28 protein-coding genes and 1 pseudogene are annotated in these 26,687 nt (G+C 64.1%); 19 read left to right on the top strand and 10 right to left on the bottom strand.

What is annotated here, in order from left to right:
- Positions 1–5 precede the first annotated feature (5 nt).
- The 8 genes from ACUXVA_RS23410 (at position 6) to ACUXVA_RS23375 (ending at position 6,468) form a co-directional block, all read left to right on the top strand.
- Positions 6–1,157 carry an ABC transporter substrate-binding protein gene (locus ACUXVA_RS23410; RefSeq protein WP_445488421.1) on the top strand — a complete coding sequence of 384 codons (1,152 nt, stop codon included), beginning with the start codon at positions 6–8 and terminating at the stop codon, positions 1,155–1,157.
- Positions 1,154–1,882 (top strand): ABC transporter ATP-binding protein, encoded by a 729-nt coding sequence (locus ACUXVA_RS23405; protein WP_445488419.1) that lies wholly within the window; start codon positions 1,154–1,156, stop codon positions 1,880–1,882. Before ACUXVA_RS23410 ends, ACUXVA_RS23405 begins: the two co-directional genes overlap by 4 nt.
- Positions 1,854–2,849 (top strand): branched-chain amino acid ABC transporter permease, encoded by a 996-nt coding sequence (locus ACUXVA_RS23400; protein ID WP_445488417.1) that lies wholly within the window; start codon positions 1,854–1,856, stop codon positions 2,847–2,849. The genes ACUXVA_RS23405 and ACUXVA_RS23400 overlap by 29 nt, the downstream gene beginning before the upstream one ends.
- A 2-nt stretch (positions 2,850–2,851) precedes the next feature.
- The gene (locus ACUXVA_RS23395; RefSeq protein WP_445488415.1) at positions 2,852–3,622 is read left to right on the top strand and encodes an ABC transporter ATP-binding protein; all 771 of its coding nucleotides are present in this window, start codon (positions 2,852–2,854) and stop codon (positions 3,620–3,622) included.
- Complete coding sequence (locus ACUXVA_RS23390) at positions 3,615–4,502, top strand: branched-chain amino acid ABC transporter permease (protein WP_445488413.1); 888 nt, start codon at positions 3,615–3,617, stop codon at positions 4,500–4,502. The genes ACUXVA_RS23395 and ACUXVA_RS23390 overlap by 8 nt, the downstream gene beginning before the upstream one ends.
- A 14-nt stretch (positions 4,503–4,516) precedes the next feature.
- Positions 4,517–5,176 (top strand): NAD(P)H-dependent oxidoreductase, encoded by a 660-nt coding sequence (locus ACUXVA_RS23385; protein ID WP_445488411.1) that lies wholly within the window; start codon positions 4,517–4,519, stop codon positions 5,174–5,176.
- Positions 5,173–5,922 (top strand): SDR family NAD(P)-dependent oxidoreductase, encoded by a 750-nt coding sequence (locus ACUXVA_RS23380; RefSeq protein ID WP_445488409.1) that lies wholly within the window; start codon positions 5,173–5,175, stop codon positions 5,920–5,922. The genes ACUXVA_RS23385 and ACUXVA_RS23380 overlap by 4 nt, the downstream gene beginning before the upstream one ends.
- Positions 5,923–6,210: 288 nt before the next feature.
- Positions 6,211–6,468 carry a hypothetical protein gene (locus tag ACUXVA_RS23375; protein WP_445488407.1) on the top strand — a complete coding sequence of 86 codons (258 nt, stop codon included), beginning with the start codon at positions 6,211–6,213 and terminating at the stop codon, positions 6,466–6,468.
- Here the strand turns inward: ACUXVA_RS23375 and ACUXVA_RS23370 are convergent.
- The 4 genes from ACUXVA_RS23370 to ACUXVA_RS23355 all read right to left on the bottom strand — a co-directional run bounded on the left by ACUXVA_RS23370 (position 6,455) and on the right by ACUXVA_RS23355 (position 11,283).
- The gene (locus ACUXVA_RS23370) at positions 6,455–7,810 is read right to left on the bottom strand and encodes an O-antigen ligase family protein (protein ID WP_445488405.1); all 1,356 of its coding nucleotides are present in this window, start codon (positions 7,808–7,810) and stop codon (positions 6,455–6,457) included. The two genes, ACUXVA_RS23375 and ACUXVA_RS23370, sit on opposite strands and share 14 nt — an antisense overlap.
- 83 nt (positions 7,811–7,893) lie before the next feature.
- Positions 7,894–9,429 (bottom strand): undecaprenyl-phosphate glucose phosphotransferase, encoded by a 1,536-nt coding sequence (locus ACUXVA_RS23365; RefSeq protein ID WP_265083463.1) that lies wholly within the window; start codon positions 9,427–9,429, stop codon positions 7,894–7,896.
- 109 nt (positions 9,430–9,538) lie between these two features.
- The gene (locus ACUXVA_RS23360) at positions 9,539–10,672 is read right to left on the bottom strand and encodes a glycosyltransferase family 4 protein (RefSeq protein ID WP_445488403.1); all 1,134 of its coding nucleotides are present in this window, start codon (positions 10,670–10,672) and stop codon (positions 9,539–9,541) included.
- A 2-nt stretch (positions 10,673–10,674) separates the two neighbouring features.
- Entirely contained in the window at positions 10,675–11,283 is a 609-nt protein-coding gene (locus tag ACUXVA_RS23355; RefSeq protein ID WP_445488401.1) for a polysaccharide biosynthesis/export family protein, read from the bottom strand.
- 179 nt (positions 11,284–11,462) lie between these two features.
- Here ACUXVA_RS23355 and ACUXVA_RS23350 point away from each other — a divergent pair.
- A pseudogene (locus ACUXVA_RS23350) lies at positions 11,463–13,629 on the top strand (GumC family protein).
- Between the two features lie 31 nt (positions 13,630–13,660).
- On the opposite strand, the gene ACUXVA_RS23345 reads toward ACUXVA_RS23350, so the two are convergent.
- The gene (locus ACUXVA_RS23345; RefSeq protein ID WP_265083467.1) at positions 13,661–14,851 is read right to left on the bottom strand and encodes a GNAT family N-acetyltransferase; all 1,191 of its coding nucleotides are present in this window, start codon (positions 14,849–14,851) and stop codon (positions 13,661–13,663) included.
- Positions 14,852–14,979: 128 nt separating this feature from the next.
- Here ACUXVA_RS23345 and ACUXVA_RS23340 point away from each other — a divergent pair, with 128 nt between their 5' ends.
- On the top strand, positions 14,980–16,011 hold the full coding sequence (locus ACUXVA_RS23340; RefSeq protein WP_445488398.1) for a polysaccharide deacetylase family protein: 1,032 nt from the start codon (positions 14,980–14,982) through the stop codon (positions 16,009–16,011).
- Between the two features lie 6 nt (positions 16,012–16,017).
- Here the strand turns inward: ACUXVA_RS23340 and ACUXVA_RS23335 are convergent, their stop codons facing one another.
- Complete coding sequence (locus tag ACUXVA_RS23335; RefSeq protein ID WP_265083469.1) at positions 16,018–16,224, bottom strand: DUF2842 domain-containing protein; 207 nt, start codon at positions 16,222–16,224, stop codon at positions 16,018–16,020.
- A 117-nt stretch (positions 16,225–16,341) separates the two neighbouring features.
- Here ACUXVA_RS23335 and ACUXVA_RS23330 point away from each other — a divergent pair, with 117 nt between their 5' ends.
- Positions 16,342–17,421: a COX15/CtaA family protein gene (locus ACUXVA_RS23330; protein ID WP_265083470.1), complete on the top strand. Its 1,080-nt coding sequence runs from the start codon at positions 16,342–16,344 to the stop codon at positions 17,419–17,421.
- A gap of 164 nt (positions 17,422–17,585) precedes the next feature.
- On the opposite strand, the gene ACUXVA_RS23325 is transcribed toward ACUXVA_RS23330, so the two are convergent.
- The 3 genes from ACUXVA_RS23325 to ACUXVA_RS23315 all read right to left on the bottom strand — a co-directional run bounded on the left by ACUXVA_RS23325 (position 17,586) and on the right by ACUXVA_RS23315 (position 20,495).
- Positions 17,586–18,866 carry an O-acetylhomoserine aminocarboxypropyltransferase gene (locus ACUXVA_RS23325; RefSeq protein ID WP_445488395.1) on the bottom strand — a complete coding sequence of 427 codons (1,281 nt, stop codon included), beginning with the start codon at positions 18,864–18,866 and terminating at the stop codon, positions 17,586–17,588.
- Between the two features lie 148 nt (positions 18,867–19,014).
- Entirely contained in the window at positions 19,015–19,599 is a 585-nt protein-coding gene (locus ACUXVA_RS23320; protein WP_265083472.1) for a CoA-binding protein, read from the bottom strand.
- Positions 19,600–19,673: 74 nt separating this feature from the next.
- Complete coding sequence (locus ACUXVA_RS23315; RefSeq protein WP_445488393.1) at positions 19,674–20,495, bottom strand: enoyl-CoA hydratase; 822 nt, start codon at positions 20,493–20,495, stop codon at positions 19,674–19,676.
- 75 nt (positions 20,496–20,570) lie between these two features.
- Between ACUXVA_RS23315 and ACUXVA_RS23310 the strand changes: the two genes are divergently transcribed.
- The 7 genes from ACUXVA_RS23310 (at position 20,571) to ACUXVA_RS23280 (ending at position 24,963) form a co-directional block, all read left to right on the top strand.
- Positions 20,571–21,002, top strand: a complete 432-nt coding sequence (locus tag ACUXVA_RS23310; RefSeq protein WP_265083474.1) for a PaaI family thioesterase — start codon at positions 20,571–20,573, stop codon at positions 21,000–21,002.
- Between the two features lie 149 nt (positions 21,003–21,151).
- On the top strand, positions 21,152–21,616 hold the full coding sequence (rplM, locus tag ACUXVA_RS23305; protein ID WP_265083475.1) for a 50S ribosomal protein L13: 465 nt from the start codon (positions 21,152–21,154) through the stop codon (positions 21,614–21,616).
- A complete protein-coding gene (gene rpsI, locus ACUXVA_RS23300) occupies positions 21,616–22,092 on the top strand; it encodes a 30S ribosomal protein S9 (protein WP_265083476.1) in 477 nt (158 codons plus the stop codon). The genes rplM and rpsI overlap by 1 nt, the downstream gene beginning before the upstream one ends.
- Before the next feature lie 209 nt (positions 22,093–22,301).
- Entirely contained in the window at positions 22,302–23,546 is a 1,245-nt protein-coding gene (locus ACUXVA_RS23295) for a GGDEF domain-containing protein (protein WP_265083477.1), read from the top strand.
- 56 nt (positions 23,547–23,602) lie between these two features.
- A complete protein-coding gene (locus tag ACUXVA_RS23290) occupies positions 23,603–23,842 on the top strand; it encodes a hypothetical protein (protein ID WP_445488389.1) in 240 nt (79 codons plus the stop codon).
- Between the two features lie 119 nt (positions 23,843–23,961).
- Positions 23,962–24,264, top strand: coding sequence for an antibiotic biosynthesis monooxygenase family protein (locus tag ACUXVA_RS23285; protein ID WP_265083479.1), 303 nt, complete (start codon positions 23,962–23,964; stop codon positions 24,262–24,264).
- Positions 24,265–24,357: 93 nt separating this feature from the next.
- Positions 24,358–24,963, top strand: coding sequence for a class I SAM-dependent DNA methyltransferase (locus tag ACUXVA_RS23280; protein ID WP_445488386.1), 606 nt, complete (start codon positions 24,358–24,360; stop codon positions 24,961–24,963).
- A 67-nt stretch (positions 24,964–25,030) separates the two neighbouring features.
- Here ACUXVA_RS23280 and ACUXVA_RS23275 read toward each other — a convergent pair whose 3' ends face one another.
- Positions 25,031–25,441 carry a flagellar basal body rod protein FlgC gene (locus ACUXVA_RS23275; RefSeq protein WP_445488384.1) on the bottom strand — a complete coding sequence of 137 codons (411 nt, stop codon included), beginning with the start codon at positions 25,439–25,441 and terminating at the stop codon, positions 25,031–25,033.
- A gap of 348 nt (positions 25,442–25,789) precedes the next feature.
- Here ACUXVA_RS23275 and ACUXVA_RS23270 point away from each other — a divergent pair, with 348 nt between their 5' ends.
- A complete protein-coding gene (locus ACUXVA_RS23270) occupies positions 25,790–26,650 on the top strand; it encodes an IclR family transcriptional regulator (RefSeq protein ID WP_445488382.1) in 861 nt (286 codons plus the stop codon).
- The last annotated feature ends 37 nt before the right edge of the window (positions 26,651–26,687 follow it).

Below are 26,687 nucleotides of genomic sequence, written 5' to 3'. Positions count from 1 at the left end.
GACACATGAGATCGCGCAACGCGCTTGTTGTCGCCATGCTGCTGACGATGGCGACGGCACTGCCGGCTGTGGCACAGGAGACGATCAAGATCGGCTCCTCGCTCGGCCTGACGGGTTACGGCTCCGCCACCGATGGCCACTGGCGTGACGGCCTGGCCGTCGCCATCGAGGAGGTCAACAAGCAGGGCGGCGTTCTCGGCAAGAAACTCGAACTGGTCACCGAGGACAACAAGTCGACGCCGCAGCAGGCGGTCGTCGTCTATCGCAAGATGATGTCCGAGGACAAGGTCGTCGCCTTCGACAGCGGCTGCATCTCGGCCGGCAACTTCGCTGCCGCCAGCTTCGTCTCGAAGGCGAAGCTGCCGATGTTCCTGTGCTCGATCCTGCCGCGCCAGCCGGAAGAGATCAAATGGGCATTCCAGTTCCTGCCGCCGCCGAAATATGAGGTCGATACCCGCTACGCCTATCTCAAGGAGAAGACGGAGATCCGCAAGATCGGCATCCTGTCCGATCCGAGTCCGTACAGCCTGCTGATGAAGGGCCTGGCCGAGAAGGGCGCAGAGGAGTTCGGCCTCAAGGTCGTCGCCAGCGAGACCTACCAGCAGGACGACTCCGACTTTAGCGTGCAGATCGGTCGTATCAATGCCGCCGGCGCCGAAGCCCTGATCATGCTGGGCCAGGGCAACGCCGTGGTCACCGTGGCCAACAACATCCGCAGTCTCGGTCTGACCAAGATGCTGATGCTGGGCAGCATCAACGAGCTCGACATCCTACAGGCCGCCGGCAAGGTGCTGGGCGAACAGTACCTGGTCCCGTCGCCGCTGATCCAGATTGCGTCCGATGACATCAGCGTCATCACCGATCCCAAGGCCCGCGCCGCGGCCGAGCCGTTCGTCAAGGCGATGAAAGACAAATACGGCCGGACGGACAATGCGCAGGCGTCGCGCGCGTGGGATTCGCTGCTGATGCTTGCAGCGGCCATGAAGAAGGCCGGCACCACCGAAGGCGAAGCGGTACGCAACGCATTCGAGCAACTCGGCCACTACGACGGCGCGGGTGCGTCCTACGATTTCACGGCCCAGCAACACATCGGCATTACGCAAAATCCTTACGTGATCGCCTCGGTGAAAGACGGCAAGCTGGTCCTGAAGAAATGACGGTGAACGCCGACACTACGCATCTTATTGCTGTCCACGATCTGGCAGCTCGCTACGGCCACATCGAGGCGCTTCGTCCGACCAGTCTCCACGTGGCGCCGGGTGAGTTCGTTACCATCCTGGGGCCCAATGGCGCGGGCAAGACCACCTTGCTCCGCGCCATCACCCGACTGATCGCCAGTACCGGTCAGGTAGCGTTCAAGGGCCGGGACGTGACCGGCCTGAAAACCCATCAATTGGCCGATCTCGGTATTATCATGGTGCAGGAGGGCCGTGGCCTGTTCGGCGACATGAGCGTCCGGGAAAATCTGCAGATCGGCGCCTACAAGCTGACCGGTTCGCAGGCCGACCGCGACCGCCAGCTGGAAAAAGTGTTCTCGCTGTTTCCGCGCCTTAAGGAGCGGGTGTCGCAGACCGCGTCGTCGATGTCGGGTGGCGAGCAGCAGATGCTAGCGGTCGGCCGCGCATTGATGGCCGATCCGAAACTGCTGATTCTCGACGAGCCGTCGCTCGGTCTTGCGCCGCGCGTCGCCACGGAAATTCTCTCGACGCTGGGTGCGCTCAACAAAGAGGGCCTCGGCATCCTGCTGGTCGAACAGAAGGCGCCGCTGGCGCTCAAGCTTGCCCAGCGCGTCTACATCCTTTCCTCCGGCCGCGTGCGCGCCGAATTGCCGACGCACGAGATCAAGTCGCATCATGACCTCGCCCAGTACTACTTCACCTGAGCCCGCCGCGCGCACCGCGCGCGTCAGTCTCGACCGGTTCCAGATCGGCCTGCTGGTCCTCTGCGGGCTGCTCACCGTCGGCGCGCTGATCTATGGCGGCTATCTGCTGACCGTTTTTCAGCTCGCCATGATCTACGGCGTGTTCTGCATCGGCCTGAACTTCTTCATGGGCTATACCGGTCAGGCGTCGTTCGGTCAGAACGCGTTCGCCTGCATCGGCGGTTACGGCAGTGCCATCCTTTGCGTCCAGTATGGCTGGGAGCCGGCGCTGGCGATGATCGTCTCCATGGTCGTGGCAGGCGTCGCCGCCTTGCTGATCGGCTATCCCACGCTGCGGCTGCGCGGGCACTATCTCGCCATGGCGACGTTCTCGCTCGGGCTCATCACCTACGATATCTCGATCCACTGGACCAGCCTGACCCAGGGCTACATGGGCTATTCCGGTATTCCGCCGCTCGGCATCGCCGGCTTCGAGATCGAGAACGAACGCTGGAAGCTGGTGGCGCTGGTGGTGCTGCTCGGCTTCGCGTTCTGGATTTCGCAGCGCATGCGCGACTCGCGGTTCGGCCGCGGACTGCGTGCCATTTCCGGTAGCGAGAACGGCGCCGCGGCGCTCGGGATCCGCGTGCCGCGCTTCAAGCTGATCGCCTTCGTCATCGCCGCGCTGTATGCGTCCGCTGCCGGCTCGTTGTTCGCTCACACGGTCGGTTTCATCAGCCCCGAAGTGTTCGGTCCGCAGATGAGCATCATCACCTTCACCATGCTCTATGTCGGAGGTGTCGGCACCATGATCGGCCCGATCGTCGGCGCCATCGTGGCGTCGCTGCTGCCGGAGATCTTCCGCAGCGTCGGCAAGTTTCAGGACATCGCCTATGCGGTCGTTCTGCTGGGCATGCTGATCTACGCGCCGAAGGGCCTGTCGTCGCTCGGCAAGCTGTTCCGGCCGCGCAAAAGGGAGGAGGCGTAGTCATGGCGCTTCTCAAGGTCAAAGGCCTGACCAAACGCTTCGGCGGCCTGGCGGCCAATAACGAGATCGATCTCGAAGTCCCCGAGGGCAGCTTGTTTGCGGTCATCGGCCCCAACGGCGCCGGCAAGACCACGTTCTTCAGCATGATCTCGGGCTTTCTCGCCTCGACGTCTGGCAGCATCGCGTTCGACGGCCGCGACACCACCCATATGCGTCAGGATCTGATCGCGGCCATGGGCCTGGTGCGCACCTTCCGGCTGGTGCGGCTGTTCAAGGGCATGTCGGTGATCGAGAACGTCGAGGTCGGCTGCCATCTCGCCACCCGCGGCGGCGTCGCCGCCTCGCTGCTGCGCCCGGCCTGGTTCCGCAGGCAGGAAATCGAGGTGCGCGAGCGCGCCCACGAGCTGCTCGACTTCGTCGGTCTCGGCGCCCAGGCGGAGCAGGACGCCGAGATTCTGCCTTATGGCCAACAGCGGCTGCTGGAAGTGGCGCGCGCGCTGGCCTCGAAGCCGAAGCTGCTGCTGCTCGACGAGCCCGCCGCCGGTCTCAATACCCAGGAGACTGCGGGCCTCGCCGACATCATCCAGAAGATCAATGCCCAGGGCACCACCGTGCTGCTGATCGAACACGACGTCGGCCTCGTTACGCGCATCGCGCATCGCATCGCGGTGCTGGATTTCGGCAAAAAGATTGCCGAAGGCACGCCGGACGAAATCAAGGCCCATCCCGAGGTCATTGCCGCCTATCTCGGCGTGGAGGAAGAGAATGCCTAGCGTCGTCGAACTGATCCAGAGCCTGGTCAATGGCCTCGGCATCGGCCTGATCTACGGCCTGATAGCCATCGGCTTCTGCGTCATCTACAATGCCAGCGGCATCGTCAACTTTGCGCAGGGCGTGTTCGTCATGCTCGGCGGCATGTTCGCGCACACCATCCTGACGCGTTACGGCCTGCCGATGTGGCTGTCGGCGATCCTCGCCATCGTCTTGGTCGCCGGCGTCGGCGTGCTCGTGCAGATTTTTGTCATCAATCCGATGTGGCGGCGTAACGCGCCGCTGTTCGCGATCATTCTGGCCACGCTTGCCGTGCGGCTGCTGATCGAGCAGGTGGTGATCCTCACGCTGGGCGACCAGCCGCGCACCTATCCGGAATTCACCTCCGGCGGCCCGCTCAAGATCGGCCCGATCGCCATCGGCTACCAGTTGTTCTGGGTGCTTGGCTGCGGCGCCGTGATGGTGTCCGCGCTGCAGCAGTTCTTCAACCGCACGCGCATGGGCCGGGCGCTGCGCGCCTGCGCCCAGAACCGCGAAGCCGCAGCATTGCTGGGCATTCCCGTCGAGCGCATGCTCATCGTCGCCTTCGCACTCAGCTCGGCGCTCGGCGCCGCCGCCGGCATTCTCATCACGCCGACGCAGTACACTGCCTACATGGTCGGCGGTCCGTTCGGCATCAACGGATTCATCGCGGCGATCATCGGTGGCTTCGGCAGCCCGCCGGCGGCGCTGGTCGGCGGCATCTTCCTCGGCGTCGTCCAGTCCGAGGCCATCGTGTTCTTCGGCGCCGGCTTCAAGAACATCATCTCGCTGACGCTGTTGCTGATCGTGCTGCTGTTCTTTCCGAACGGCCTGTTCGGCGGCTTTGCCAAGAAAGCCTGAGCAGGAACCGATTCATGAATGTCTTGCTGGTCTATGTCCATCCGGAGCCGACGTCGTTTACCTGCGCACTGAAAGATGCCGCGCAGGACGCTCTGACCGTCGCGGGCCACCATGTCGAGGTCTCCGACCTCTACGATGAAGGCTTCAACCCGGTCGCCGGACGTCATGACTTCACCACGGTCCACGATGCCGGCCGCTTTCACTATCAGAACGAGCAGGGCCACGCTTATGCCAACGGCGGCTTTGCGCCCGATCTGGTGCGCGAGCAGCAGCGCGTGCTCAAGGCCGACATGATTGTCTGGATATTTCCGATCTGGTGGGGCGGCGTGCCGGCGATCCTGAAGGGCTGGTTCGATCGCGTCATGGCGTTCGGCTTCGCCTATGCCGACGGCAAGCGTTTCGACAGCGGCTACTTCAAGGACAAGATTGGCCTGCTGTGCCTGACCACGGGCGGCACGGGGGAGCGGTTCTCGGCGGGCAATGTCTACGGGCCCATCGATCAGGTGCTGTATCCAACGCAGCATCTGATGGTGGAATATCTCGGCATGAAATCTTGTCCGCCGTTCGTGGCCTACGCCGCGCCGCGCATCGATGCCGCCGGCCGCGAAGCCTATTTGCAGCAATGGCGCGCGCGCGTGCTCGAGATTGCCGGAGCCAGGAAGGACGCAGCATGAGCGACGCTAACAAGGTGCGCAACAAGGTGGTGCTCGTGACCGGCGGTTCGCGCGGCATCGGCGCCGGCATTGCCAGGCGCTTCGCTGCCGAGGGGTTTCGCGTGGCGATTGCCTGTCGCAGCGGCAGGGAAGCGGCGGACAAGGTTCTCGGCGAGATCACCGCAGCAGGAGGGCAGGGCATCGTTGTTATCGGCGACGTGGCGAAGCCTGAAGATGCCAAGGCGATGGTGGCGGAGGTCGTGGCGCGGTTCGGTACCATCGATGTGCTGGTGAACTGTGCCGGCATCGCCGAGTACCGGCCTTTCGAGGCCACCGATCCGGCTTTGTTTCACGCGACCTTCGACACCAATGTCTATGGCACCGTCGCGATGATCCAGGCGGCGCTGCCGCACATGCCAGCGCCGGGCGGTCGCATCATCAATTTCTCGTCGGCGCTGGCCACAAGGCCTATCCCGGGTGCCTCGATCTACGCCGCGTCCAAGGCCGCGGTCTCCGCATTGTCGCACGCGCTGGCAAAAGAATTCGGACCGCGCGGCATCACCGTCAATGCGATCGCGCCAGGGGTCATCGAGACCGAAATGACGGCCGGCATTCTGGCCGAGCGCAGCGCGAGCATCCTGGCAATGACGCCGCTCGGCCGTATCGGCCAGACCGACGATATCGCCGGCATCGCGTTGTTCCTGGCGTCGCCCGACGCCAATTGGGTTACCGGCCGAACGATTGTCGCCGATGGCGGCGTGAGCTGACACTGCGGCCGGGATGGCCGATGCTTGGCAGGATCGACCGCTGCGGGGGCGCGGCGGTCGCGCGTGCCGCAAATGGAAATGGCCCGGAGTGAGACACTCCGGGCCATGATCTCGCGCCGACGTACATCCGGTCCACGCTCGCTTGGAGCCAAGACTGCGCCCGCAAGGTTAACAAGTTGTTGCCGCAAAAGGTCGTATTATCGCGGGTTGTCCCGATATGGCCGAGGGGATGGAACCATTCGTGCGGGCATCCATTGACCCGCGATACTTTCAGGAAGGGACAATCCTATGTTTAAGAAGTTTGCCTTTATTGCCGTCGCTGCGGCGATCTCCAGCGCCGCCGTGATCTCCAGCGCAGCGCCGGTCGCGGCCCAGGGCATCAGCGTTCAGCTCGGTAACGGCGGCGGCGGTTATCGCGGCCACCGCGACGGCTATCGTGGCGATGGTTATCGTCGCGGCCGCCCCGAATACGTCCGTCGCGATCGTGGCCATCATCGTGGCTGGGACCGTCACCCGCGCGGTCGGACCGTGATCATCCAGCGGTAAATTCAGGCTTGATGCGAAACAGCCCCGCCCCAGGCGGGGCTGTTTTCGTTTGACCGGAGGGCGCTACGCGGCGCAGGTCCGACGAGCCATCGGCCGTGGCCGCGCCGCCGGCAGGACTCGGGCTGTACCGACGGGCTGCGACGAACATGCCCCACATGAGACCGAGCATCATCCAGAAGTGCCGCCAGTGGTCGGTGTCGATGACGAAGGCTTCGCCGACGGTACCGAGAAATGCCGAGAACACGGCCAGATAGGCGCGTTGCCAGGGCACCCGCACGAACACCAGCCGGAAACCGAGGAACACGGTCGTAAAGATCAACGCGGGATAGCAGATGCCGGAGATCCAGCCGCCGGACATGAAGGCGTTCAGATAGGAATTGTGGGTGTCTTCCGGGAAGAACCTGGTGAACTGCAGCGGGCCGATGCCCAACGGCAGATCGAGCGCCATCTGCGCGCCGAGCAGATGACGGCCGAAGCGGCCAAAACGACCCTCATCATATTTCTGGTCGAAACTGGCGCGCTGCTTGAACATGTCGGCGATGGAGTCGAACGACAGCAGCACGAGGATCAGCAACACCACCGCGACGATGCCGGCGAGTGCCATCATGATGATGCGCGAGCGCTGCTTGCTCGACGGGCTGGTCAGAATCATCGTGAACAGCATGAAGGCGGCGGTGATGACGAACAGGCCCCATGCCGCGCGAGAGAATGCCAGCAGCAGCGCCAGGGTAATGATGGCAAGCGCAATGGCACTGCGCAGGGCGCGTCCGAATCCGTCGCTGACAACGCTCTGCAGCGCGAACAGACCGGGCAGCACCAGAAACGCGCCGAGCACGTTGGGATCCTTGAACATGCCGCTGGCACGGCCGTACAGGGTGAACAGGCTGCCCGCGCCGGGAAACAGGTTGAAATAACCGGCGATGCCGGCCAGCGACGTGACGACGGCGCCGGCGATCAGGCCGCGGCGGAGCAGGTCGATCCGCGCTGCGGTGTTCTCGGCGATCACCATGGCCATGAAGATCGCCGTCACGGCCATGTACCACGAGGTCAGGATCCAGTTGATGATCGGTGGCTTGTCGAGCAGGTAGGCGGCGCAGATCGTGTAGCCGATGTTGACAAGAAACAGCAGCACCAGCAGCGGCAGGAAGGCATATTGCATCCGCAGCCCCGCCGCGACGCTGACGATCATGGTGGCCACCATGGCGAGTTCGTAGGGGCTGGGCTCGATGAACACGATGGCCCCGCCGAAGCCGACCAGCCACAGCAGCGAGTTCTGCAGCGTCATCACGCCGGGCACGATCGCGTGCGGCGGGGCGAGGTCGGCGGATGCGGTATCGGTCATCGGAATCTCGTCACGCCGGAAGCATTCCCATCGTCGCGCGGGACACGGCGGCAGGGCGGTGCTGCCGGCCCGGTCACGACGCCTCAGTAGGCGTTTTCGTTTTTGGTCATCAGCGACACCGGCGTCTTCAGCATGATGTAGATATCGAACAGCACCGACCAGTTCTCGATGTAATAAAGGTCGAACTCGACGCGCTTCTGGATCTTCTCCTCGCTGTCGACTTCGCCGCGCCAGCCGTTGACCTGGGCCCAGCCGGTAATGCCGGGCTTGACGCGATGGCGCGCGAAGTAGCCGTCGACCGCCTCGTCGAACAGCTGGCTCTGCAGCTTGCCCTGGACGGCATGAGGGCGCGGACCGACCAGCGACAGGTTGCCGCTGAAGACGACGTTGAACAGTTGCGGAAGCTCGTCGAGGCTGGTCTTGCGGATGAAGCGTCCGACGCGGGTGACCCGGGTGTCGTTCCTGGTCACGACCTTGGTGGCCAGCGGATCGGCCTGGTCGTGGTACAGCGAGCGAAACTTGAAGACGTCGATCCGCTCGTTGTTGAAGCCGAACCGCTTCTGGCGGAACAGCACCGGGCCGGGGCTGTCGAGCTTGATAGCTAGTGCCACCAGCGCCATCACGGGAGTCGCCGCCAGCAGAATGAGTGCACCGACCACGCGGTCGAACAACCACTTCATCACCAGGTCCCAGTCGGTGATGGGCGCCTCGAAGACGTCGAGCGTCGGTACCTTGCCGAGATAGGAATAGGAGCGCGGGCGGAAGCGCAGCTTGTTGGTGTGTGCCGACAGCCGGATATCCACCGGCAGCACCCAGAGCTTCTTCAGCATCTCCAGAATGCGTCCCTCGGCGGTGATCGGCAGCGCGAACAGCACGAGGTCGATGCGGGTGCGGCGGGCAAATTCAATGATGTCGTCGACCTTGCCGAGCTTGGGGCTGCCGGCGATGGTGTCGAGCGAGCGCTTGTCATTGCGGTCGTCGAACACGCCAAGGATCTGCAGGTCGGAATCCTCCTGGGCGTTGAGTTCCCTGATCAGCGTCTCGCCGCTATTGTCGGCGCCGACGATGATGGTGCGGCGGTCGAGGCGACCCTGCTGGGCCCAGCGACGGATCAATGCGCGGAGCGCGGCTCGCTGTGCAACGAGCAGCGTCAGTCCGATGATGAAAAAGGATGCCATCCACAGCCGCGACACCGCGCCGCCGAGCTTCGCGAAGAACGATACGCCGATGAACAGCAGGAACACGAAGGCCCAGGCCGAAGCCATGCGCGTCAGTTGCCGCAACTGGCCGCGAAATACCTGGATGTGATAGATATCGGCGGCCTGAAAGCAGATCACCGCGGCCACGCTCATGACGAGGATGGCGCTGACATAGTCCCAGCGGAACCCGTCGATGCGGGCGACATAGAGCAGATAGAGCACGACGCCGACAACGCTGAGCAGAACAAAATCCGCGATGCGTACCACGCCGGCGATCACGATCGGCGAATATGCCGTGCGGACTTTCTGGTTGGCGACGGCGAGGGCAGCCGGCGACAGGCGGCGGCGGCGTTCAACCTGCCGGCCATCGCCTGCGGTCGCCGCTGCATCGAGCATGGAGCGTGCATTGATCGGTTCCACGTCGTAAATCCGTGCTTTCACCGGCTTGCGTCAATGCGCGCCGGGCGGAATGGGATGCAGCAAAGTGTACCGGACAATTCGGAAGAATTGGTTATCGGGTAAATGCCGGTTAACGTCTTGCGAAGGCTTCACGGTAGCCCGTAATGACGCCTTCCACCATTGCCTTCTGGGAGAAATACAGAGAGATCCGTTCACGAAGCGCGTCGGCGCGTGCGCGTGCGGCTTCAGGGGCATCGATCGCAGTTCGGATGGCCTCGGCCATCGCATTGACGTTGCCGGCGGTGAACAGCGCGTCGGTATGGCTATCGAATATTTCCGGGATGCCGCCGGTATTGGCCGCGATGATGGGCATGGCAGCGGCGGCCGCCTCGATGACCACATAGGGCATGGAGTCGCCGCGCGACGGAACCACCAGCAGGCGGCCTTTGGAAAATCCGTAGCGTGGTTTGATGTGGCCGATGAAGCGCACCGCCTCGGTCAGACCGAGCCGCTGTACCTGCGCCTTCAACGCCGCGGTTTCCTCGCCGTCGCCGCCGAGAGTCAGGGTCACCGGTCTGCCATGGGCGCGCAGCTGCGCCACCGCGTCGATTAGCAGGTCGGCGCCCTTGATGTGCCGGAACTCGCCGACATAGACCAGGCCGGTGGCGTCATCGGCGGTCTCGATGGGATCGAACTCATCGGCAGTGACGCCGTTGAAGACGCATTTGACCAGGCCCGATGGGGCGCCGATCAGTCGCTGATAGGTGTTGCGTGCGAACGCGCTCTCGAACAGGAACAGTTCGGTGCGGTTCATCAATGCACGTTCGAGGCGGCTGTAGACTTGGCCCTTCAACGTGTTCGAGGGGTAGTGCAGCGACCCGCCGTGCGGCGTATAGACGCGGATGGCATCTTTCGATGCCGGTTTCATGCGGACAAACGCGCCTGCCTTGGCGCCGTGGCCGTGCAGCACGTCCGGCCGCAGGCGCTGGACTAGGCGCATGAACCGGGTCCAGGCCATCGCATCGGTGAAGTGTGGTTCGCGTTGCATCGGCATCCGGTAGACACCGAGTGAAAGGCGGGGCGCGATTTCGGCCAGTGCGGTCGCGGCCCGGTCGCCGCCGGTCAGGCTGTCGGCAACGATGCCGACCTGGTGTCCACGTTCCGCCTGTCCGTTGGCGACATCGAGGATATGGCGAAAGATGCCGCCGACCGGCGCGCGGACGGCGTGCAGGATGCGAAGCTGCTTGTTTGACATGTCCTGCATGATCAAAACCAGCGTTCGCCGACCAGCACGGTATCGCCGGGATCGAGTAGGGTGCCGAGCGGCACCACGCTGCGCAGCGCACCGTCGATCGTGGCGTGGGTGAGCGTGACCTCGTCGCGCTTGGCGCGCGGCGAAAAGCCGCCAGCAATGGCCACTGCGCTCTCCACCGTCATGTTGGGCACGTAGGCATACTGACCGGGCGCCGCGACCTCGCCGAGGATGAAGAACGGCCGGTAGGCCTCGATTTCCACCGCCACCGACGGCTCGCGGATAAAGCCGTTGCGCAAGCGGCCGGAGATCTCGGTGGCGAGGCCGGCGGCGGTCTTGCCGCGTGCCTTGACCGGACCGATCAGCGGCATTGCGATGACGCCGCTGGCGTCGATGGCATAGGTGTTGGTCAGACCCTCCTGGCCGTAGACCACGATACGCAGCCGGTCGCCGGTGTCGAGCTTGTAGCTGGCGTCAAAGCTGGAGACCGCGGGCGCGCTGTAGGCCAGGACGTCGAGACCGCTCTGTGGCTGGACCATTGCCACCGGTCCGGACCTGCCCATGCAGCCTGACAGCGCCAGCAAGGCTAGCGCAGAGATCATGAAAGCGCGGGCGCGTCGCATGGCGAGAATCCAACGTCAGATATTTCCGCCAACTAAAGGGGCCTCATGGTTAACAAAGCGTGAGTGCGGTGCGTATGTAAGGTTCGCGTCTGAAGCCGTCGCGGATTAACCGCCCGGCAACCTTAATCGCATTTAATCGGCCTACGAGTAGGTGACATGGCGTTCGGTAGAGGTCTGCGATGCGTTTGCCATTCTGGCGTGGAGGCAAGGGGGCTGTCGCGAAGGCCGTGGAGTCGCCCGTTGCAAGGCAGGCCCCGGTTCCGCAAGTGAGTATTCCCGCGACGCCGCCGCAATCAGGCGATCTCGATATGCGGGTGCTCTGGCAGGCGTTGCGACGCAAGAAGGCCTGGGTGATCGTCCCCACCGTCCTGGCGGCCGTTATCTCCATCGCCGTGGTCAACCTGATTACGCCACGCTACAAGTCGGAAGCGCGCATCCTGATCGACGGGCGCGAAAACATTTTCCTGCGGCCGAATGGCGAACGTAACGAGGAGCGTACTGCGCTCGACGCCGAAGCGGTGACCAGCCAGGTGCAGCTGCTGCTGTCGCGCGACCTGGCCCGCGAGATCATCAAGAAGAACAAGCTTGCCGAACGACCGGAATTCGATCCGGTGTTGCAGGGCATCGCGCCGCTGAAGACGATGCTGGCGCTGATCGGGATCGGACGGGATCCGTTCTCGCTCACTCCCGAAGAACGCGTGCTCGACGCTTACTTCGACCGGCTGACTGCCTATGCGGTCGACAAGTCGCGCGTGATGGTCATCGAATTCCAGTCCTACGATCCCGATCTCGCCGCCCGGGTCGCCAACTCGATCGCCGACGGCTACCTCGCCATGCAGCAGGGCGCGCGGCAAAACCAGGCCAAGTCCGCAGGGCAGTGGCTGTCCGGTGAAATCGACAGCCTGCGCAAGAAGGTCGCAGACGCGGAAGCGCGGGCCGAAGAATTCCGCTCCAAATCCAGCCTGTTCATCGGCACCAACAATACCTCGCTGTCTAATCAGCAACTGGGCGAGATCAACACCCAGCTCAACAATGCCCGCGCGCTGAAGTCCGATGCCGAGTCGAAGTCGCGGATGATCAAGGAGGTGCTGAACAGCGGCCGGCCGATCGAGTCGTCGGAGGTGCTGAATTCCGAGCTGATCCGCCGGCTGTCCGAACAGCGCGTGACGCTCCGCGCGCAGCTTGCCGAGCAGTCCTCGACGTTGCTCGACCGGCATCCGCGGATTCGGGAGCTGAAGGCACAGACTGGCCGATCTCGACCGGCAGCTGCGCGAAGAGGCGGCGAAGATTTCGCGCTCGCTGGAGAGCGACGCGCGCATTGCCGCCGGCCGTGTGGAAGGGCTGACCAGCAGCCTCGAGCAGTCGAAGCGTCAGGCGACGTCGTCCAACGGCCAGGATGTGCGGCTGCGCGCGCTGGAACGTGAAGCCAAGGCGCAGCGCGACCTGCTCGAATCCTATCTGGCAAAGTATCGCGAAGCGACGACACGCGAAAACATCGATGCCGCGCCGACCGACGGCCGGATCATTTCCCGCGCCATCGTGTCGAACACCCCGGCCTATCCGAAGAAGCTGCCGATCGTGCTGATCGCGACGTTGGCGACGCTGCTGCTGACCAGCGGCGGCATCGCCACCGCCGAATTGTTGCGGTTGACCGCTCCGAAGCCGGCGCTGCCACCCCAGACTCCGGTGCGCGCAGATCTGCCGCCCGCCGTGCGTGAAACCCATCCGGAGCTCGCCGTGGGGGTCAGCGAGATCGAACGCCTCGCCGACGATCTGCGCGCCTCGGGCCCGGCAGCCCACAAGGTCACGTTCCTCGGCACCGGTCCGAACGATACCATCACGCTGACCGCACTGACGCTGGCGCGTCTGCTGTCGCGCCATGCGAGGGTCGTGCTGGTCGATCTTTCGGCGACCTCGCCGACGCTGGAAGCCGTGTCCAACGACCCGGCGGCGCCGGGGCTGGCGGAACTGATGCTGGGCGAGGCGTCGTTCGGCCAGGTGATCACCAAGGACAAGCTGTCGGCGGTCCACATGGTCAGCGCCGGACGCGCCGGCGCCGATCGTTCGCTGCTGCAGTCGCCGCGGTTGACGATGGCGCTCGACGCCTTGCTGCGGGTCTACGATCACGTATTGCTCGATGCGGGCACCGCGGTCGATTTGCCGGCCGGCCTGCTCACCACCCAGGCGCGCGCTGTCGTGGTGTCCGACCCATCCATGGGCAACGAAGCGCGGGCCCTGATGAGCGAGCAGCTCAAGGCGGTCGGCTTTTCGGACGTAACGATGCTGAGCAAGCCGTCGGCGTCGCCCGACCCGATCGTGCCCGGTCCGCGGGTGGCGGCGGCCTGACGGGCCGCCGTATTTCAGGCGATGACGGCTATCAGCGCGCCAGCAAGCCGCGCAGCTTCTTCGCCATCTGCATCAGCACCGGCGTCTGCTTGACCAGACGCTTCGCCCGGGCCAGCGACGACAGACCGATGGCCGCAAGCCGGCCGCGGGCGGTAATCGGGATGAAGCTGTCGAAGATCGGCTCGTCGTCCTTGCAGAACAGCCGCTTGTAGTCGTCCGATCCGATGCCGAGATCCAGCGACGTGACGCCGCGTGCGGCGTGGAAGTCGATGATGTTGCGCATCAGGATCAGGCCGGGACTGTACTTCGCATTGCCGGATAGCGTGTAGGTGTTGAACATCATCGAGAAGCGGCCGGCATCGGCGACGCCGGCGAACATCGCGATCACCTCGTCGTCGCATTCCAGCGCGTGAATCTCGATGGCGTGGCCGCCGCCCGCAAGTGGAGTGAGGCAGGCGCTGCGGATGAAATCCTCTACGCCGGGCTCGGCGAAGACGTTGGGCAGGTTCTGTTCGGCCATTCGCAGCGGCTTGGTGGCGAAGAATGCGTCGAGCACGCGGGTGATGTCGGCGTCGGTGGTGGCGATGCCGTAGCGATAGCCGGGCAGGGCCTGGAGCTTCTTCTCCTTGCTCCTCAGGCGCTTGCGGAACGAGGCGCTGACGTGATCCGTCGGCGGGGCGCCGGAAACCATGTCCAGCACCGGGCATTCGTTGATCGAGGCCTGATACGGCAGCAGCGTCATCGGATTGGCGACGCCGGCCCACTGTCTCGGCTGGCGCGCCAACGCCAGCACGTCGACCTTGCCGGCATGCCGGCCGATGCCAGCCAGCAACGCGTCGATGTCGTCTCGGCCGGCACCGGCCGCAAAATCGCGCTGCCACAGCGGCATGTTGAAGGTGATGTGCTTGCCGCCGGGAAATTGCGCGATGCGGATGCGGTCCTGTTGCCGCGTCACCAGCGGCAGCAGCAGCAGCGGTTGATCGCGGGCATCATAGGCGATGACGATGAAGGGCTGCTGCCCCTCCGCCGCACCGATATGGTTCTGCCATGCAGCCAGGATATCGAAACGCTGATAGGGGGTGAAATGGCCCGATTGTTCGAGGCTGCGCCACACCGATTCGGCTTCGCGAAAATCGCGCAGCACATCGACGCGCGCAATGCTGCTGAGTCTCGTGCCAGCCCGCTCGGCCGATGGGCTTTCGATCGCAGCAGCCAAAGTCATCGCATGGCCCGTTCTTGAGAGATTATTTACATTTTTCGATTTCCGGCGACCTTCGCAAAGAAATCTCAACAAAGCGTAATGACAATGCGTTTCCAAGGGAAGGCGACGTTCGCATCCGGGGGCCCGACGTGTTGCACGATGGCGGAATGCTGGCGAGCCTGAAGCTCGAAATGGCGTATTTCAGCGGCCTGCCGCTGCTGATGCCGCGCCGTCGTGGCGGTGCCGGCATCATTCTCAAACTGCAGCGCGTGCGGCCCGCGCGGCGTGACCGGTTTCAGCCGCTGAAATCCCGCGAGATCACGCCGGAATTCCTCGATGCGATGCTGTGCAAGCTGCGGCGCTGGAAATTCGACATCGTGGGAACCGACGAGGCGTGCCGCCGCGCCGGGCAGCCTGGGTCATCGCGCCGTTTCGTCTGCCTGACCTTTGACGGAGGCTATGGCGATCTCATCGCGCATGCTTATCCGGTTCTGGCGCGCCACGCGGTGCCGTTCACGATCTATCTGCCCACCGCGTTTCCGGATGGTGTCGGCGAAGCGTGGTGGCTGGCGCTGGAGGCGGTGGTCGCCGGACGCGATCGCATCAGCCTGACGATGGGGGACGGCGAGCAGCATTTCAGCGTCCCGACCATTTCCGAAAAGTATCAGCTCTTCGCATTCCTTGAATCCTGGATGCGGACGCTGGCGCCGCAGCATCTGTCCGGCGCGATCCACGATCTGTGTGCGCGCTATTCGGTCGATCTGGCGGCTTTGTCGCGCGAGGCGGCGATGACCTGGGACGATGTGGCAAAACTCGCCGCCGATCCGCTGGTGACGATCGGCAGCGCTACCGTCAACTATCCCGTCCTCCGCAGCCTGCCGGATGCGGCGGCGTTGCGGGAGATCACCATGGGCCGGGCGGTGGTGCAGGCGGCGCTGGGCCGCGATCCCGTGCATGTCGCTTTCCCGTTCGGCGACAGCAGGTCCTTCGGTCCGCGCGACGTGAAGATGGTGCAGCAGGCTGGCTTCGCGAGTGCGGTGACGTCGGTGCCCGGCGTGGTGCTGCCGGATGGCCGATCCGATCTGCACGCATTGCCGCGACTGGCCTGGGACGGTCGCCGCCGCTCGCTGCGCGCGCTGCGGGTGATGTTGTCGGGAATGGCTTGGCCTGCCGAACGGTGAGGCGGATCAGGCGTCCGGCCGCGACATCCAGCTGATGATCGGCATCGCCGGCAAGACCCAGCCCAATCCCGCCACCACGTAGAAGATCGCCTGGTACAGGCCGGAGGCAGCCAGCCACGGCGTCTGCGCCACCGTCATACCGAGCAGCGACCAGACCACCACCAGCACGAGCAAGAAGATGGTTCCGAAGAATTTGCGGGTGCGGATGGTCATGACGAAAATGTGCGGTCCGGAACTGGGCAATGGCAGCGCGCGCCTTGGCGGGCCTGAAGCCGCGGACTATAAGGTGCCCGCAAATCCATTCAAGATGTGCTTTCAACGTTGGCGCCCATGACCGGACTCTCCCTGCAAGACGACAAGCGGCTGCGGCCGGTGCGGTGGTGGCTGATTGCCGTTGCTGCGCTGATCGCGCTGATGGTGCTGGTGGGCGGCGCCACGCGGCTGACCGAATCCGGTCTGTCCATCGTCGAGTGGAAGCCGGTGACCGGGGCGCTGCCGCCGTTGACCGCGGAGGCCTGGAACGCGGCGTTCGCGGCCTATCAGAAGATCCCGCAATACCGCGAACTCAACGCCGGCATGAGCCTCGATGAATTCAAGACCATCTTCTGGTGGGAGTGGAGCCATCGCCTGCTCGGCAGGGTGATCGGGATGGTCTATCTGCTGCCGTTCCTGTGGTTTCTGTGGCGTGGCATGCTGACCGCCGAGCTGAAGAAGCGGCTGTGGATCATCTTCGGTCTCGGCGCCCTGCAGGGCGGCGTCGGTTGGTGGATGGTGGCGTCGGGCCTGACGCAGCGCGTCGAGGTCTCGCAATATCGGCTCGCCACCCATCTGGTGCTGGCGCTGGTGATCTTCGCCGCCATCGTATGGACATTGCGCCGGCTCACCGCGCATGCGCCGCTTCAGGTGATATCGCGGCTGAAAACCACGAGCGTGGTGCTGCTCGGGCTGACATTCCTGCAGCTCTATTTCGGCGCGCTGGTGGCGGGGCTACGGGCAGGGCGGGTGTTCAACACCTGGCCGGAGATCGACGGCGCGTTGATACCCTCGGCGCAACGTCTGTTCTTCGAACAGCCGTGGTGGCGCAACCTGTTCGACAACACGCTGACGGTGCAGTTCGAGCACCGCATGACTGCCTATCTGCTGCTGACCGTCGCCGTGCTGCACGCGGTCGACGCGATCCGCTCGCGGGCCGGCGCGGCCGTCGTCAACGGCGCACTGTGGCTGGCGGCTGCGATCGCCGTGCAGGCTGTGCTCGGTATCCTGACGCTGCTGCACCAGGTGCCCATCGATCTGGCGCTGTCGCATCAGGCAGTGGCGATCGTGGTGCTGACGCTGGCGGTATTCCAGGTGGCGCGGATGGCACAGCCGCGGCGGCTGCCGCAGGGATTGCGGCTGGCGGAACAGAATTAATAGCTGTGATCGCGCTCCCCAGGCTCGGCTGTCGTCGCCCGGCCAGGCGCGCTATTGCGCGCCTGGCCGGGCGATCCAGTCATCACTGACGTCCGTGATGATCGCGGGCGGCTGCGTTTACTGGGTCCCCCGCTTTCGCGGGGGACGACAAGTTGCGTGTCTATCTAGGCGCTAAGCGCCTGTTCGAGATCCGCGATCAGATCTTCCTTGTCCTCGATGCCGATCGACAGCCGGACCACGTCGGGCGCGGCGCCCGAGCGGGTCTTGGCGTCATCGTCGAGCTGGCTGTGGGTGGTCGAGGCCGGGTGGATCACCAGTGAGCGGGTGTCGCCGACATTGGCCAGATGCGAGAACAGTTTCAGGTTCGATACCAGGCTGACGCCGGCCTCGTAGCCGCCCTTGAGGCTGAAGGTGAACACCGCGCCGGCACCCTTGGGGGCGTATTTGCGGGCGAGGTTGTAATAGGGGCTGTTCGGCAGGCCGGAATAGTTCACTGCGGCCACCGCCGGATGGCTCGCAAGGAATTCCGCGACCGCCTTGGCATTCTCGCAATGGCGCTGCATGCGCAGCGGCAGGGTCTCGATGCCGGTCAGGATCATGAACGCATTGAACGGCGACAGCGCCGGGCCGAGATCGCGCAGGCCGAGCACCCGGCAGGCGATGGCGAAGGCGAAATTGCCGAACGTCTCCTGCAGCTTGATGCCGTGATATTCCGGCCGCGGCTCGCTCAGCATCGGGTACTTGTTGTCCTTCGACCAGTCGAAGGTGCCGGCGTCGACGATGATGCCGCCCAGCGAGTTGCCGTGGCCGCCGAGAAATTTGGTCAGCGAATGCACGACGATGTCGGCGCCATGGTCGATCGGGCGGATCAGGTAGGGCGTCGCCAGGGTGTTGTCGACGATCAGCGGCACGCCGGCCTTGCGCGCCACCGCAGCGATCGCCTCGATGTCGGTGATGCTGCCGCCGGGATTGGCGATGGATTCGATGAAGATCGCCTTGGTCTGTGGTGTCACCGCACGCTCGAACGACGCGATGTCGTCGCTGTCGGCCCACACCACGTTCCAGCCGAAGCTCTTGAAGGCATGGCTGAACTGGTTGATCGAGCCGCCATAGAGTTTTCGCGATGCGATGAATTCGTCGCCGGGCATCAGCGGCTGCTGAAACACCACCACCTGCGCGGCGTGGCCCGATGCGGTCGCCAGCGCGGCGGTGCCGCCCTCCAGCGCCGCGACGCGCTCTTCGAGCACCGCCGTGGTCGGGTTGGTGATGCGGGTATAGATGTTGCCGAACGCCTGCAGCCCGAACAGCGAGGCGGCGTGATCCGAGTCGTTGAACACGAAGGACGTGGTCTGGTAGATCGGCGTGGCCCGCGCGCCGGTGGTCGGGTCCGGCTGCGCGCCGGCGTGGACGGCGAGGGTGGCGAAGCCCGGAATGCGATCGTTCATAGTCACTCCCTGTGAAGGTTCGAATAGTTGGCGGCATGCTGATGGCGCCGGCGCCCGGCGTCAAGGCGATCAGGCATTTTGCCGCGACTTCGCAATGCATGTGCTGCACAGCGTCATAACCGCAAAACGGAACTGTCGTATCCTGCGATCAGACGATGTCATTCTTGTTTTTGGCGGCGCGGTCGGCCGCATTGGTGCCGCCACCGCCGATGCTGCCGCGATTCAGCGACAGCCGCATGCCCTGGGTCGGAATCGGCGCGCGCTTCGAACTCAGCGTGCGCGAATTGACACCCATCCAGGAAATTTCCGACGACAGCCGGCCGTATTCGATCTTCGGGCAGCGATTCATCACCACCTTCATGCCGGCGGCCTCGGCCTTCGCTGCGGCGGCGTCATTGCGCACGCCGAGTTGCAGCCACAGCACATTGGGCAGCGGGCTGAGCGCCAGCACTTCGTCGAGCACGGGCATCACGTGGTCGGCGTTGCGGAAGATATCGACCATGTCGATGGGGCGGTCGATATCGCGCAACGAGGCCACGAACGGTTTCCCCACCAGATTTTTGCCGACCTGGCCGGGATTGACCGGAATCATGTCGTAGCCGCGCTCGGCCAGATACTTGAACGCAAAATAGCTCGGCCGGACATTTTGCGGCGAGGCCCCGACCATGGCGATGGTCTTCACGCCGTTGAGGATCTCACGGATATAATCGTCATTGTAGGCATCGTGGTTCATGGCACTGCTTTTATTGTTCTGTCATGGCCGGGCTTTTCCCGGCCATCCACGTTTTCGTTGGCGCCGGAGCGTCGTTACTTATCCTGCCACGTTGGCGGGCGTTTTTCGATGAAGGCACCGATGCCTTCCTCGGCGTCGGCGGCCATCATGTTTTCCGTCATCACCTCGGAGGCAAAGCGATAGGCGTCGGCAAGCCCCATCTCGGCCTGGCGATAGAAGGCTTCCTTGCCGAGCTTGATGGTATGCGCCGATTTGCGCGCGACCTGCTGCGCCAGGGCAATCGCGGCGTCGCGCTCGGTGCCGGCTGCGACCACCCGGTTGATCAGGCCGATCTCGCGGGCGCGCCCGGCACCGATCGGCTCGCCGGTGAGCAGCATCTCCATCGCCTGTTTTCGCGGAACGTTGCGCGACAGCGCCACCATCGGCGTCGAACAGAACAGGCCGATGTCGACGCCGGGGGTGGCGAAGGTCGCCTGTTCGGACGCCACCGCGAGATCGCAGCTCGCCACCAGCCGGCAGCCGGCGGCGGTGGCCACGCCCTGCACGGCGGCGATCACCGGCTTCGGCAGCCGCACCACGGCCTGCATCATTGCGCTGCAGATCGACATCATGTGCGCAAAATAGGCGCGGCCGCGGTCGGCATCGGTGCGATGCGCGGTGAGCTGCTTGAGGTCGTGGCCGGCCGAGAAGACGCTCCCGTTGGCGGCGATGACCACGGCGCGGGCCGTGGCGTCGCCGGCGATGTCATCGAGCGCGGCGTGCAACTCGCCGATCAATTCCTCCGACAGGCTGTTGCGCGCCGCCGGTCGATTCAGCGTGAGCACGGCAATGGCGCCGTGCGCCTCGCGCAGCAGCAGAGGCGGTTGCGGTGTCACCGCGCGAAGAGGCTGGACCATGTCGGTTTTCCATCGGCTGGGCAGGACCGTCATCATAATGTAACAGGGCGCAACAGGCGAGAGCAGGGCGGGAACATGACGAATGCTAAAATGAGCGTGGCGGATCTGGAGGCGTTTCTCCATCGGGAGTTTCCGCAGGCGTTCAGCAGCGGCGACATCGCCATCGAGAGCGCCGACGGCACCACCTCGCTGCTGCGCCAGACCTACAACGAACGGATGCTGCGGCCCGGCGGCACGGTATCCGGCCCAACCCTGATGGCGCTGGCCGATTACGCCATGTACGTGGTCCTGCTGTCGGCGATCGGCCCGGTGGGCCTTGCCGTCACCACCAGCTTCAACATCAATTTCCTGCGCAAGGGGCAGCCGGCCCAGGATGTGCTGGCGGCGGCCAGGTTGCTGAAGCTCGGCAAACGCCTCGCGGTGGGCGAAGTGACCCTCTTGTCGGGCACGTCGCCCGACCCGATCGCCCACGTCACCTCGACCTATTCCATTCCAAATGCTGGCTGAATTCAGAGGTAATATAGAACCGTATTTATAACCTTATGATTTTGCTGCATAAAAATGCGCATTTCGGCATTGACGGGCGCGCCCTGTCTATTTAGAAACCGCAGCAGTTCGGCGGATCGCGCCGATGTCCCCATTTTACGGATTTTCACATGAAGACGTTTTCGGCAAAGCCCGCCGAGATCACGAAGAAGTGGATCGTCATTGACGCCACTGGTCTCGTGGTCGGCCGGCTCGCTACGCTGGTCGCGATGCGCCTGCGCGGCAAGCATCTCCCGATCTATACCCCGCATGTTGATTGCGGCGACCATGTCATCATCGTCAATGCAGCCAAGGTGGTTCTCACCGGCCGCAAGCGCGATCAGAAGGTCTATTATCATCACACCGGGTTCATCGGTGGCATCAAGGAACGTACCGCGAAGTCGATCCTCGAAGGTCGTTTCCCGGAGCGCGTTGTCGAGAAGGCCGTCGAGCGCATGATCCCGCGCGGCCCGCTCGGTCGCGTTCAGTTCGGCAACCTGCGCGTCTATCCCGGTGCAGAGCACCCGCACGAAGCCCAGCAGCCCGAAGTGCTCGACGTCGGCGCGATGAACCGCAAGAACAAGAGGGCCGCATAATGTCGGATACCATGCAGTCTCTCGACCAGCTGTCGTCGCTGAAGGTGCAAGCGCCGGATGCTCCGACCTACGTCAAGAAGGTCGATAAGCAGGGCCGTGCCTACGCAACCGGCAAGCGCAAGGACGCGGTTGCCCGTGTCTGGATCAAGCCGGGCGCCGGCAAGATCCTGGTCAACGCCCGCGAAGTCGAAGTGTACTTCGCCCGTCCTGTGCTGCGCATGCTGATCCAGCAGCCGCTGGTCGCCGCAGCCCGCGCCGGCCAGTACGACGTGATCTGCACCGTTGCCGGTGGCGGTCTGTCGGGCCAGGCTGGTGCTGTGCGTCACGGCATCTCCAAGGCGCTGACCTGCTTCGAGCCGGATCTGCGCGGCGTGCTCAAGAAGGGCGGCTTCCTGACCCGCGACTCGCGTGTCGTCGAACGCAAGAAGTACGGCCGTGCCAAGGCGCGCAAGTCGTTCCAGTTCTCGAAGCGCTAACGGCTTCGTTCAAACTGTCTGCGAATTCAAAGGGCGCCTTTCGGGGCGCCCTTTTTGCATTCAAATTGCAGACGAATTGATCCTGATTTTCGTGAAAAGTTTTGCTCGCGCGCAAACGGATTGCCAATTCGGGCATCGTAGCGTCTCCGTGGCGAGAGCCCTTCCGATTCTAACTCCTCGGAATGTTAAAACAATTGCCGGTGGCCGCCATGTCGCTCGATCCATCCACGCTCTATCTGGTTGCAACCATGGTTGCCGCGATGCTGGGTGCGATGCTGCTGTTCTTCGGACGGCAGGAGAAAATGAAGGCGCTGAACTGGTGGGGACACGCCTATTTGCTGGGCGCAATCTCGGTCGCGCTGTGGACGGTTGCAGGCGTGCTTTTCGGCGAGTTCGTCTCGCTGGCGTTCATTTCGGTGGGCTTCGTGGCCTGCGCCATGGTGTGGAACGCAGCGCGGGTGTTCCACGGCCGCCAGCCGAGCCTGGGCGGGCTGTTTCTCGGCGCGATGGCCTGGCTGGCCGTGATCGCCAGCCTGCCGCCTGAGTCCGCCGCGCTGCGCATGACCATCGGCGCCGGTATCGTCGCGGTCTACGCGATGCTGACGGCGAGCGAATTGTGGTCGGAACGGCGCAAATCGCTGCAGAAGCGCTGGCCGACCATCATCGTGCCGCTGCTTCACGGCGTCGTGCTGATGCTGCCGATCTTGCTCGGCGATCTCCTTTATCACGATAGCGGCAGCTTCACGTCCAGCATCTGGGCGACCGCCTTCGCAGTTGAACTGGTGCTCTATGCCGTGGGCACGGTGTTCGTGATCTTCATGCTGGTGTCGGAGCGCGCGGTGAGCGCGCACAAGACGGCGGCGTCCTGCGATCCGCTGACCGGCATGTTCAACCGCCGCGGCTTCGCCGAGGCCACCTCGCGCATGATCGAGCGCGAAGCCAAGGCCGGGCGTCCAGTGACCGCGATGATCTTCGACATCGACCACTTCAAGTCGATCAACGACCGCTTCGGTCATCCCGCCGGCGACGAAATCCTCAAGCTGTTCGCGGCGGTCGTCACCCATACGTTGCGCATCAGCGACCTGTCCGGCCGCATCGGTGGCGAGGAATTCGCGGCATTGCTGCCATGTTCGCTCGAAGAGGCGCTGCTGGCCGCCGAACGTGTCCGTGAGGCCTTTGCCACCTCCGGCATCGCGGTCGACAACGCGCCAGTCGATACCACCGTCAGCATCGGCGTCGCCGGCGGTCCGAGCGGCACCGAGCTGGACGTGCTGCTGGCCGCCGCCGATACCGCGCTGTACCAGGCCAAGCGCGCCGGCCGGAATCGGGTCCAGGCCGCGGAGGAGCAGCCGCTGTCGTTGGAGCAGGGGCGGCGCAATATTGCCGGACGCGCGACCGCTGCGCCGGCGGCCGTCGTGGGGCCGCATGTCAGCGTCAGCGCGAGCCGCGCCTGAGAGGAATCGCGTGCGGGATAAGATTCTCTTTACCATTCGAATCTTATTGTCTGCTTATGATCACAGCGCGCGACCCTTCCCAGAATTCCACCCTGACGTCTCTTGAAGCCGCGGTGGTTTCCGCGCGCAGCGGCTTTGCCTGCATGTTCTCCACATCCGAGGAATACGAGCGCGCATTGATCAGCGAGCGACGCGCGCAGGGCCGCTATGGTGCGCCGCCGCTGCGCCGCTGGCCGATGCTGGCATTCGTCGGCTGTGCCGTAACGATCGCCGGGGTTGTCCTGCTGCTGGCCTGACGGTGGCGGCGCTGGACCTCCGTCCCGGCGCCTCAGGCGTCCCTGTTCTCGTGGCCGCGCTTCACCAGGGCGGCGGATTGCGCTAAAGACGGCGACCGCAACGAAGGATCGCGCCAGCCATGATCACCGAAATCGCCCTGATCGACGTCAAGCCGGGTTCCGAACAGGATTTTGAAGCTGCCGTCGCCAAAGCGCAGCCGCTGTTCCTGGCCGCCAAGGGCGGCAAGGGCATCGAACTGCACAAGTCGATCGAGAAGCCGTCGCGCTACCGGCTGCTGGCGAAGTGGGAAACCCTCGAGAACCACACCGTCGATTTCCGCGGTTCGCCGGCCTTCGCCGAGTGGCGCGCGCTGGTCGGTCCGTATTTTGCCGCGGCGCCCGAGGTCGAGCACACCGAGACGGTGTTGACGTCGGCGGGCTAGGCGTCTTCGGTTTGAGACGAACGGCCCAGGCAGACGCCCGGAGATTCCCTGGCGGTTGCATCATTTGATGGTCCAGCGTTGATCGGATGTCTCGTGGAGGATGCCGCAAGCCAGATTGTCGATCACTACGAGCGCCATGCCTTGTCATGGGATGCCGACCGGCGTTTTGCGGTCTGGAGCGATCGACCTTTCATCGAGCGCTTCCTCGGTTTCCTGCCGCCGCAGGCGATGATTCTGGACCTCGGCTGTGGCGGCGGTTCGCCGGTTGCGCTTCACATGGCGGGGCAGGGCCTTCGCATCACGGGCGTGGACAGTTCGCCGACGCTCATCTCGCTGGCCCGAACCCGCATGCCGGACCACGCGTGGATCCTGCACGATATGCGGTCTGTGTCCCTCGGACGAAAATTCGACGGCATACTGGCCTGGGATAGTTTCTTCCACCTTCGCTACGCGGACCAGCGCAGGATGTTTGGCATATTTGCCGCGCATGCGGCGCCCTCCGCCGTGCTGATGTTCAATGCCGGTCCGGGTCACGGCGAGGTCGTGGGCGACTATCGAAACGATCCGCTGTACCACGCAAGTCTCGACGCGGAAGAATACGAAGCATTGTTGAGCGAGGTCGGCTTTACGCTGATCGAGCATTCGGTCAACGACTTCGCCACCGGCGGCCGTATTTTCTGGTTGGCACGGGCGCCATGACCGCCAATGCCTGCTGGCTGCAGTTTCGCGGGTGTTGTGCCGGGCGCCGATCGCGCCGCGCGCGACCTCACGCCATGATGTCGAGCAGCGCCTTGGTCATGCGATCGTCCGACTTCATCAGCTTGGCGTTGGCGGCAAAACTGTAGCTGGCGATCATCTGGCTGACCAACTCCTGGGAGAGGTCAACATTGGGCGCGGCCACGAGGCCGCTTGCGTTGGCGAAGGGGGCTTGCGGGTCGGAGACCGCAGTCGTGGACGGCTTGGCCGTCGTGACGCTCGTGGCGGTGCCGCCGCCGGCGCTGGCGGATTGTACTACGACCAGCGGCGCATAGGCGCGTGCTGCTCCCGCCGGCACCGTGCCGATGGCATCGGGAAGGGCGCCGGTGCTCGCGACATTGGCGACGTTCGAGGCGGAGACCTCGAGGCGGCGGGTCGCCGCGTTCATGCCCGACTGGGCAATGGTGGAGATGCTGCTCATCAAGGGCTCGCCGCACAAAAGGTCTGGCGATCACTTAAGCCGCGGCGTTCTAAGCAAGCTTCAATGCCGGTAGCGGGATTCCGGCGGTGCGGGTAACGGGTCGTTTACCAATCGGTTGATGTCCCTCTGACTGCTCCCGTCTCTGCCGCAGCCGGGCTTCACCCAGTGCAGCGGTTCGGCCCGCGGAAATCCAACAAGCCCTGATGAACGCAGCGCAGGCCGGCTGCGCAGGAGAAGCGACGAGCAGAAGGCGCCCGAGGCATCAGCCTTTGTCAACATAATGGACAAGAATTGGCATATTCGGTTATTATGTAGACAGTCACGGCGAAGTTGGATCATATTTTGGTTATGACCACGATCGCACGACCAGATGCCGGCTTTCTCCGTTCTCCCTCCGCAGAGAAAGTGCTTGCAGACCATGCTGGCGACGCCGCATTCGCGACGACGCTGGGCAGAGGTCTTGTGGTGCTCGAAGCGTTCGATGTCGGAGGCGCGTTGCTCGGCAACGCTGACCTTGCCGCGCGAACCGGGATTTCGCGGCCGACGGTTGCGAGGTTGACGCATACGCTCGCCGAGCTTGGCTACCTCCGCTACGACTGGAAGCTCTCCAAGTACCGGCTGGGCGCCCGGGCGCTCCGGATGGCTCATCCGCTTCTTGCCGGCATGGAGTTTCGCCAGGCTGCGCGACCGCTGATGCAGGATCTCGCCCAGAGCGTTCGCGGCACGGTTTCAATCGGCTTACTCGATGGCGCGTCAGCGATCTATGTCGAGACGGCGAGATCTGGAGACGTTGGAACGCACGTCCCCGATATCGGCATGCCAATTCCCGTCATTCTGACAGCCATGGGGCGGGCGTCATCGGCGGCGTTACCGGCCGTCGAATTTGCGCTCCTCGAACAGTGCCTGAAAGCTGACAACCCGGACCTGTGGTCGGCCTATCGCGACAAGTATCACGCTGGCGTCGAGCAGTGTGCCGAGCGAGGATTCTGCACCTGCTATGGCGAATACATGGCGTCCATTCATGCAGTCGCTGCTCCGTTGTTTCACGTACCGGCCCTGAAGCAATCCTTCGCGATCAACTGCGGCATCCCTGCGTTTCGATTGCAGTCGGGGCAACTGGAGTCTGAAATCGGCCCGCGGATCAAGGCACTCGCCGATAGCATCCGCGCGCTGGTCAATGAGGTTGGGCCGATGATCGCGCACAGCTAGCGCAAGACAGAACGACGGCAAGATCCTTCGCCAAAGA

Source organism: Rhodopseudomonas sp. RCAM05734 (genome assembly GCF_052658035.1).
Note: the sequence above shows the minus strand (reverse complement) of the source record. Positions and strands in the feature narration are given on the sequence as shown.

Coding starts and splice junctions, on each gene's coding strand:
- ACUXVA_RS23380 (WP_445488409.1), top strand. CDS start 5,173: ATGAGCGACGCTAACAAGGTGCGCAACAAGGTGGTGCTCGTGACCGGC.
- ACUXVA_RS23270 (WP_445488382.1), top strand. CDS start 25,790: ATGACCACGATCGCACGACCAGATGCCGGCTTTCTCCGTTCTCCCTCC.
- ACUXVA_RS23275 (WP_445488384.1), bottom strand. CDS start 25,441: ATGAGCAGCATCTCCACCATTGCCCAGTCGGGCATGAACGCGGCGACC.
- ACUXVA_RS23410 (WP_445488421.1), top strand. CDS start 6: ATGAGATCGCGCAACGCGCTTGTTGTCGCCATGCTGCTGACGATGGCG.
- ACUXVA_RS23345 (WP_265083467.1), bottom strand. CDS start 14,851: ATGACTTTGGCTGCTGCGATCGAAAGCCCATCGGCCGAGCGGGCTGGC.
- ACUXVA_RS23330 (WP_265083470.1), top strand. CDS start 16,342: ATGACCGGACTCTCCCTGCAAGACGACAAGCGGCTGCGGCCGGTGCGG.
- ACUXVA_RS23335 (WP_265083469.1), bottom strand. CDS start 16,224: ATGACCATCCGCACCCGCAAATTCTTCGGAACCATCTTCTTGCTCGTG.
- ACUXVA_RS23385 (WP_445488411.1), top strand. CDS start 4,517: ATGAATGTCTTGCTGGTCTATGTCCATCCGGAGCCGACGTCGTTTACC.
- rplM (WP_265083475.1), top strand. CDS start 21,152: ATGAAGACGTTTTCGGCAAAGCCCGCCGAGATCACGAAGAAGTGGATC.
- ACUXVA_RS23370 (WP_445488405.1), bottom strand. CDS start 7,810: ATGACCGATACCGCATCCGCCGACCTCGCCCCGCCGCACGCGATCGTG.
- rpsI (WP_265083476.1), top strand. CDS start 21,616: ATGTCGGATACCATGCAGTCTCTCGACCAGCTGTCGTCGCTGAAGGTG.
- ACUXVA_RS23320 (WP_265083472.1), bottom strand. CDS start 19,599: ATGAACCACGATGCCTACAATGACGATTATATCCGTGAGATCCTCAAC.
- ACUXVA_RS23325 (WP_445488395.1), bottom strand. CDS start 18,866: ATGAACGATCGCATTCCGGGCTTCGCCACCCTCGCCGTCCACGCCGGC.
- ACUXVA_RS23310 (WP_265083474.1), top strand. CDS start 20,571: ATGACGAATGCTAAAATGAGCGTGGCGGATCTGGAGGCGTTTCTCCAT.
- ACUXVA_RS23295 (WP_265083477.1), top strand. CDS start 22,302: ATGTCGCTCGATCCATCCACGCTCTATCTGGTTGCAACCATGGTTGCC.
- ACUXVA_RS23405 (WP_445488419.1), top strand. CDS start 1,154: ATGACGGTGAACGCCGACACTACGCATCTTATTGCTGTCCACGATCTG.
- ACUXVA_RS23390 (WP_445488413.1), top strand. CDS start 3,615: ATGCCTAGCGTCGTCGAACTGATCCAGAGCCTGGTCAATGGCCTCGGC.
- ACUXVA_RS23395 (WP_445488415.1), top strand. CDS start 2,852: ATGGCGCTTCTCAAGGTCAAAGGCCTGACCAAACGCTTCGGCGGCCTG.
- ACUXVA_RS23290 (WP_445488389.1), top strand. CDS start 23,603: ATGATCACAGCGCGCGACCCTTCCCAGAATTCCACCCTGACGTCTCTT.
- ACUXVA_RS23285 (WP_265083479.1), top strand. CDS start 23,962: ATGATCACCGAAATCGCCCTGATCGACGTCAAGCCGGGTTCCGAACAG.
- ACUXVA_RS23315 (WP_445488393.1), bottom strand. CDS start 20,495: ATGGTCCAGCCTCTTCGCGCGGTGACACCGCAACCGCCTCTGCTGCTG.
- ACUXVA_RS23355 (WP_445488401.1), bottom strand. CDS start 11,283: ATGCGACGCGCCCGCGCTTTCATGATCTCTGCGCTAGCCTTGCTGGCG.
- ACUXVA_RS23375 (WP_445488407.1), top strand. CDS start 6,211: ATGTTTAAGAAGTTTGCCTTTATTGCCGTCGCTGCGGCGATCTCCAGC.
- ACUXVA_RS23400 (WP_445488417.1), top strand. CDS start 1,854: ATGACCTCGCCCAGTACTACTTCACCTGAGCCCGCCGCGCGCACCGCG.
- ACUXVA_RS23360 (WP_445488403.1), bottom strand. CDS start 10,672: ATGCAGGACATGTCAAACAAGCAGCTTCGCATCCTGCACGCCGTCCGC.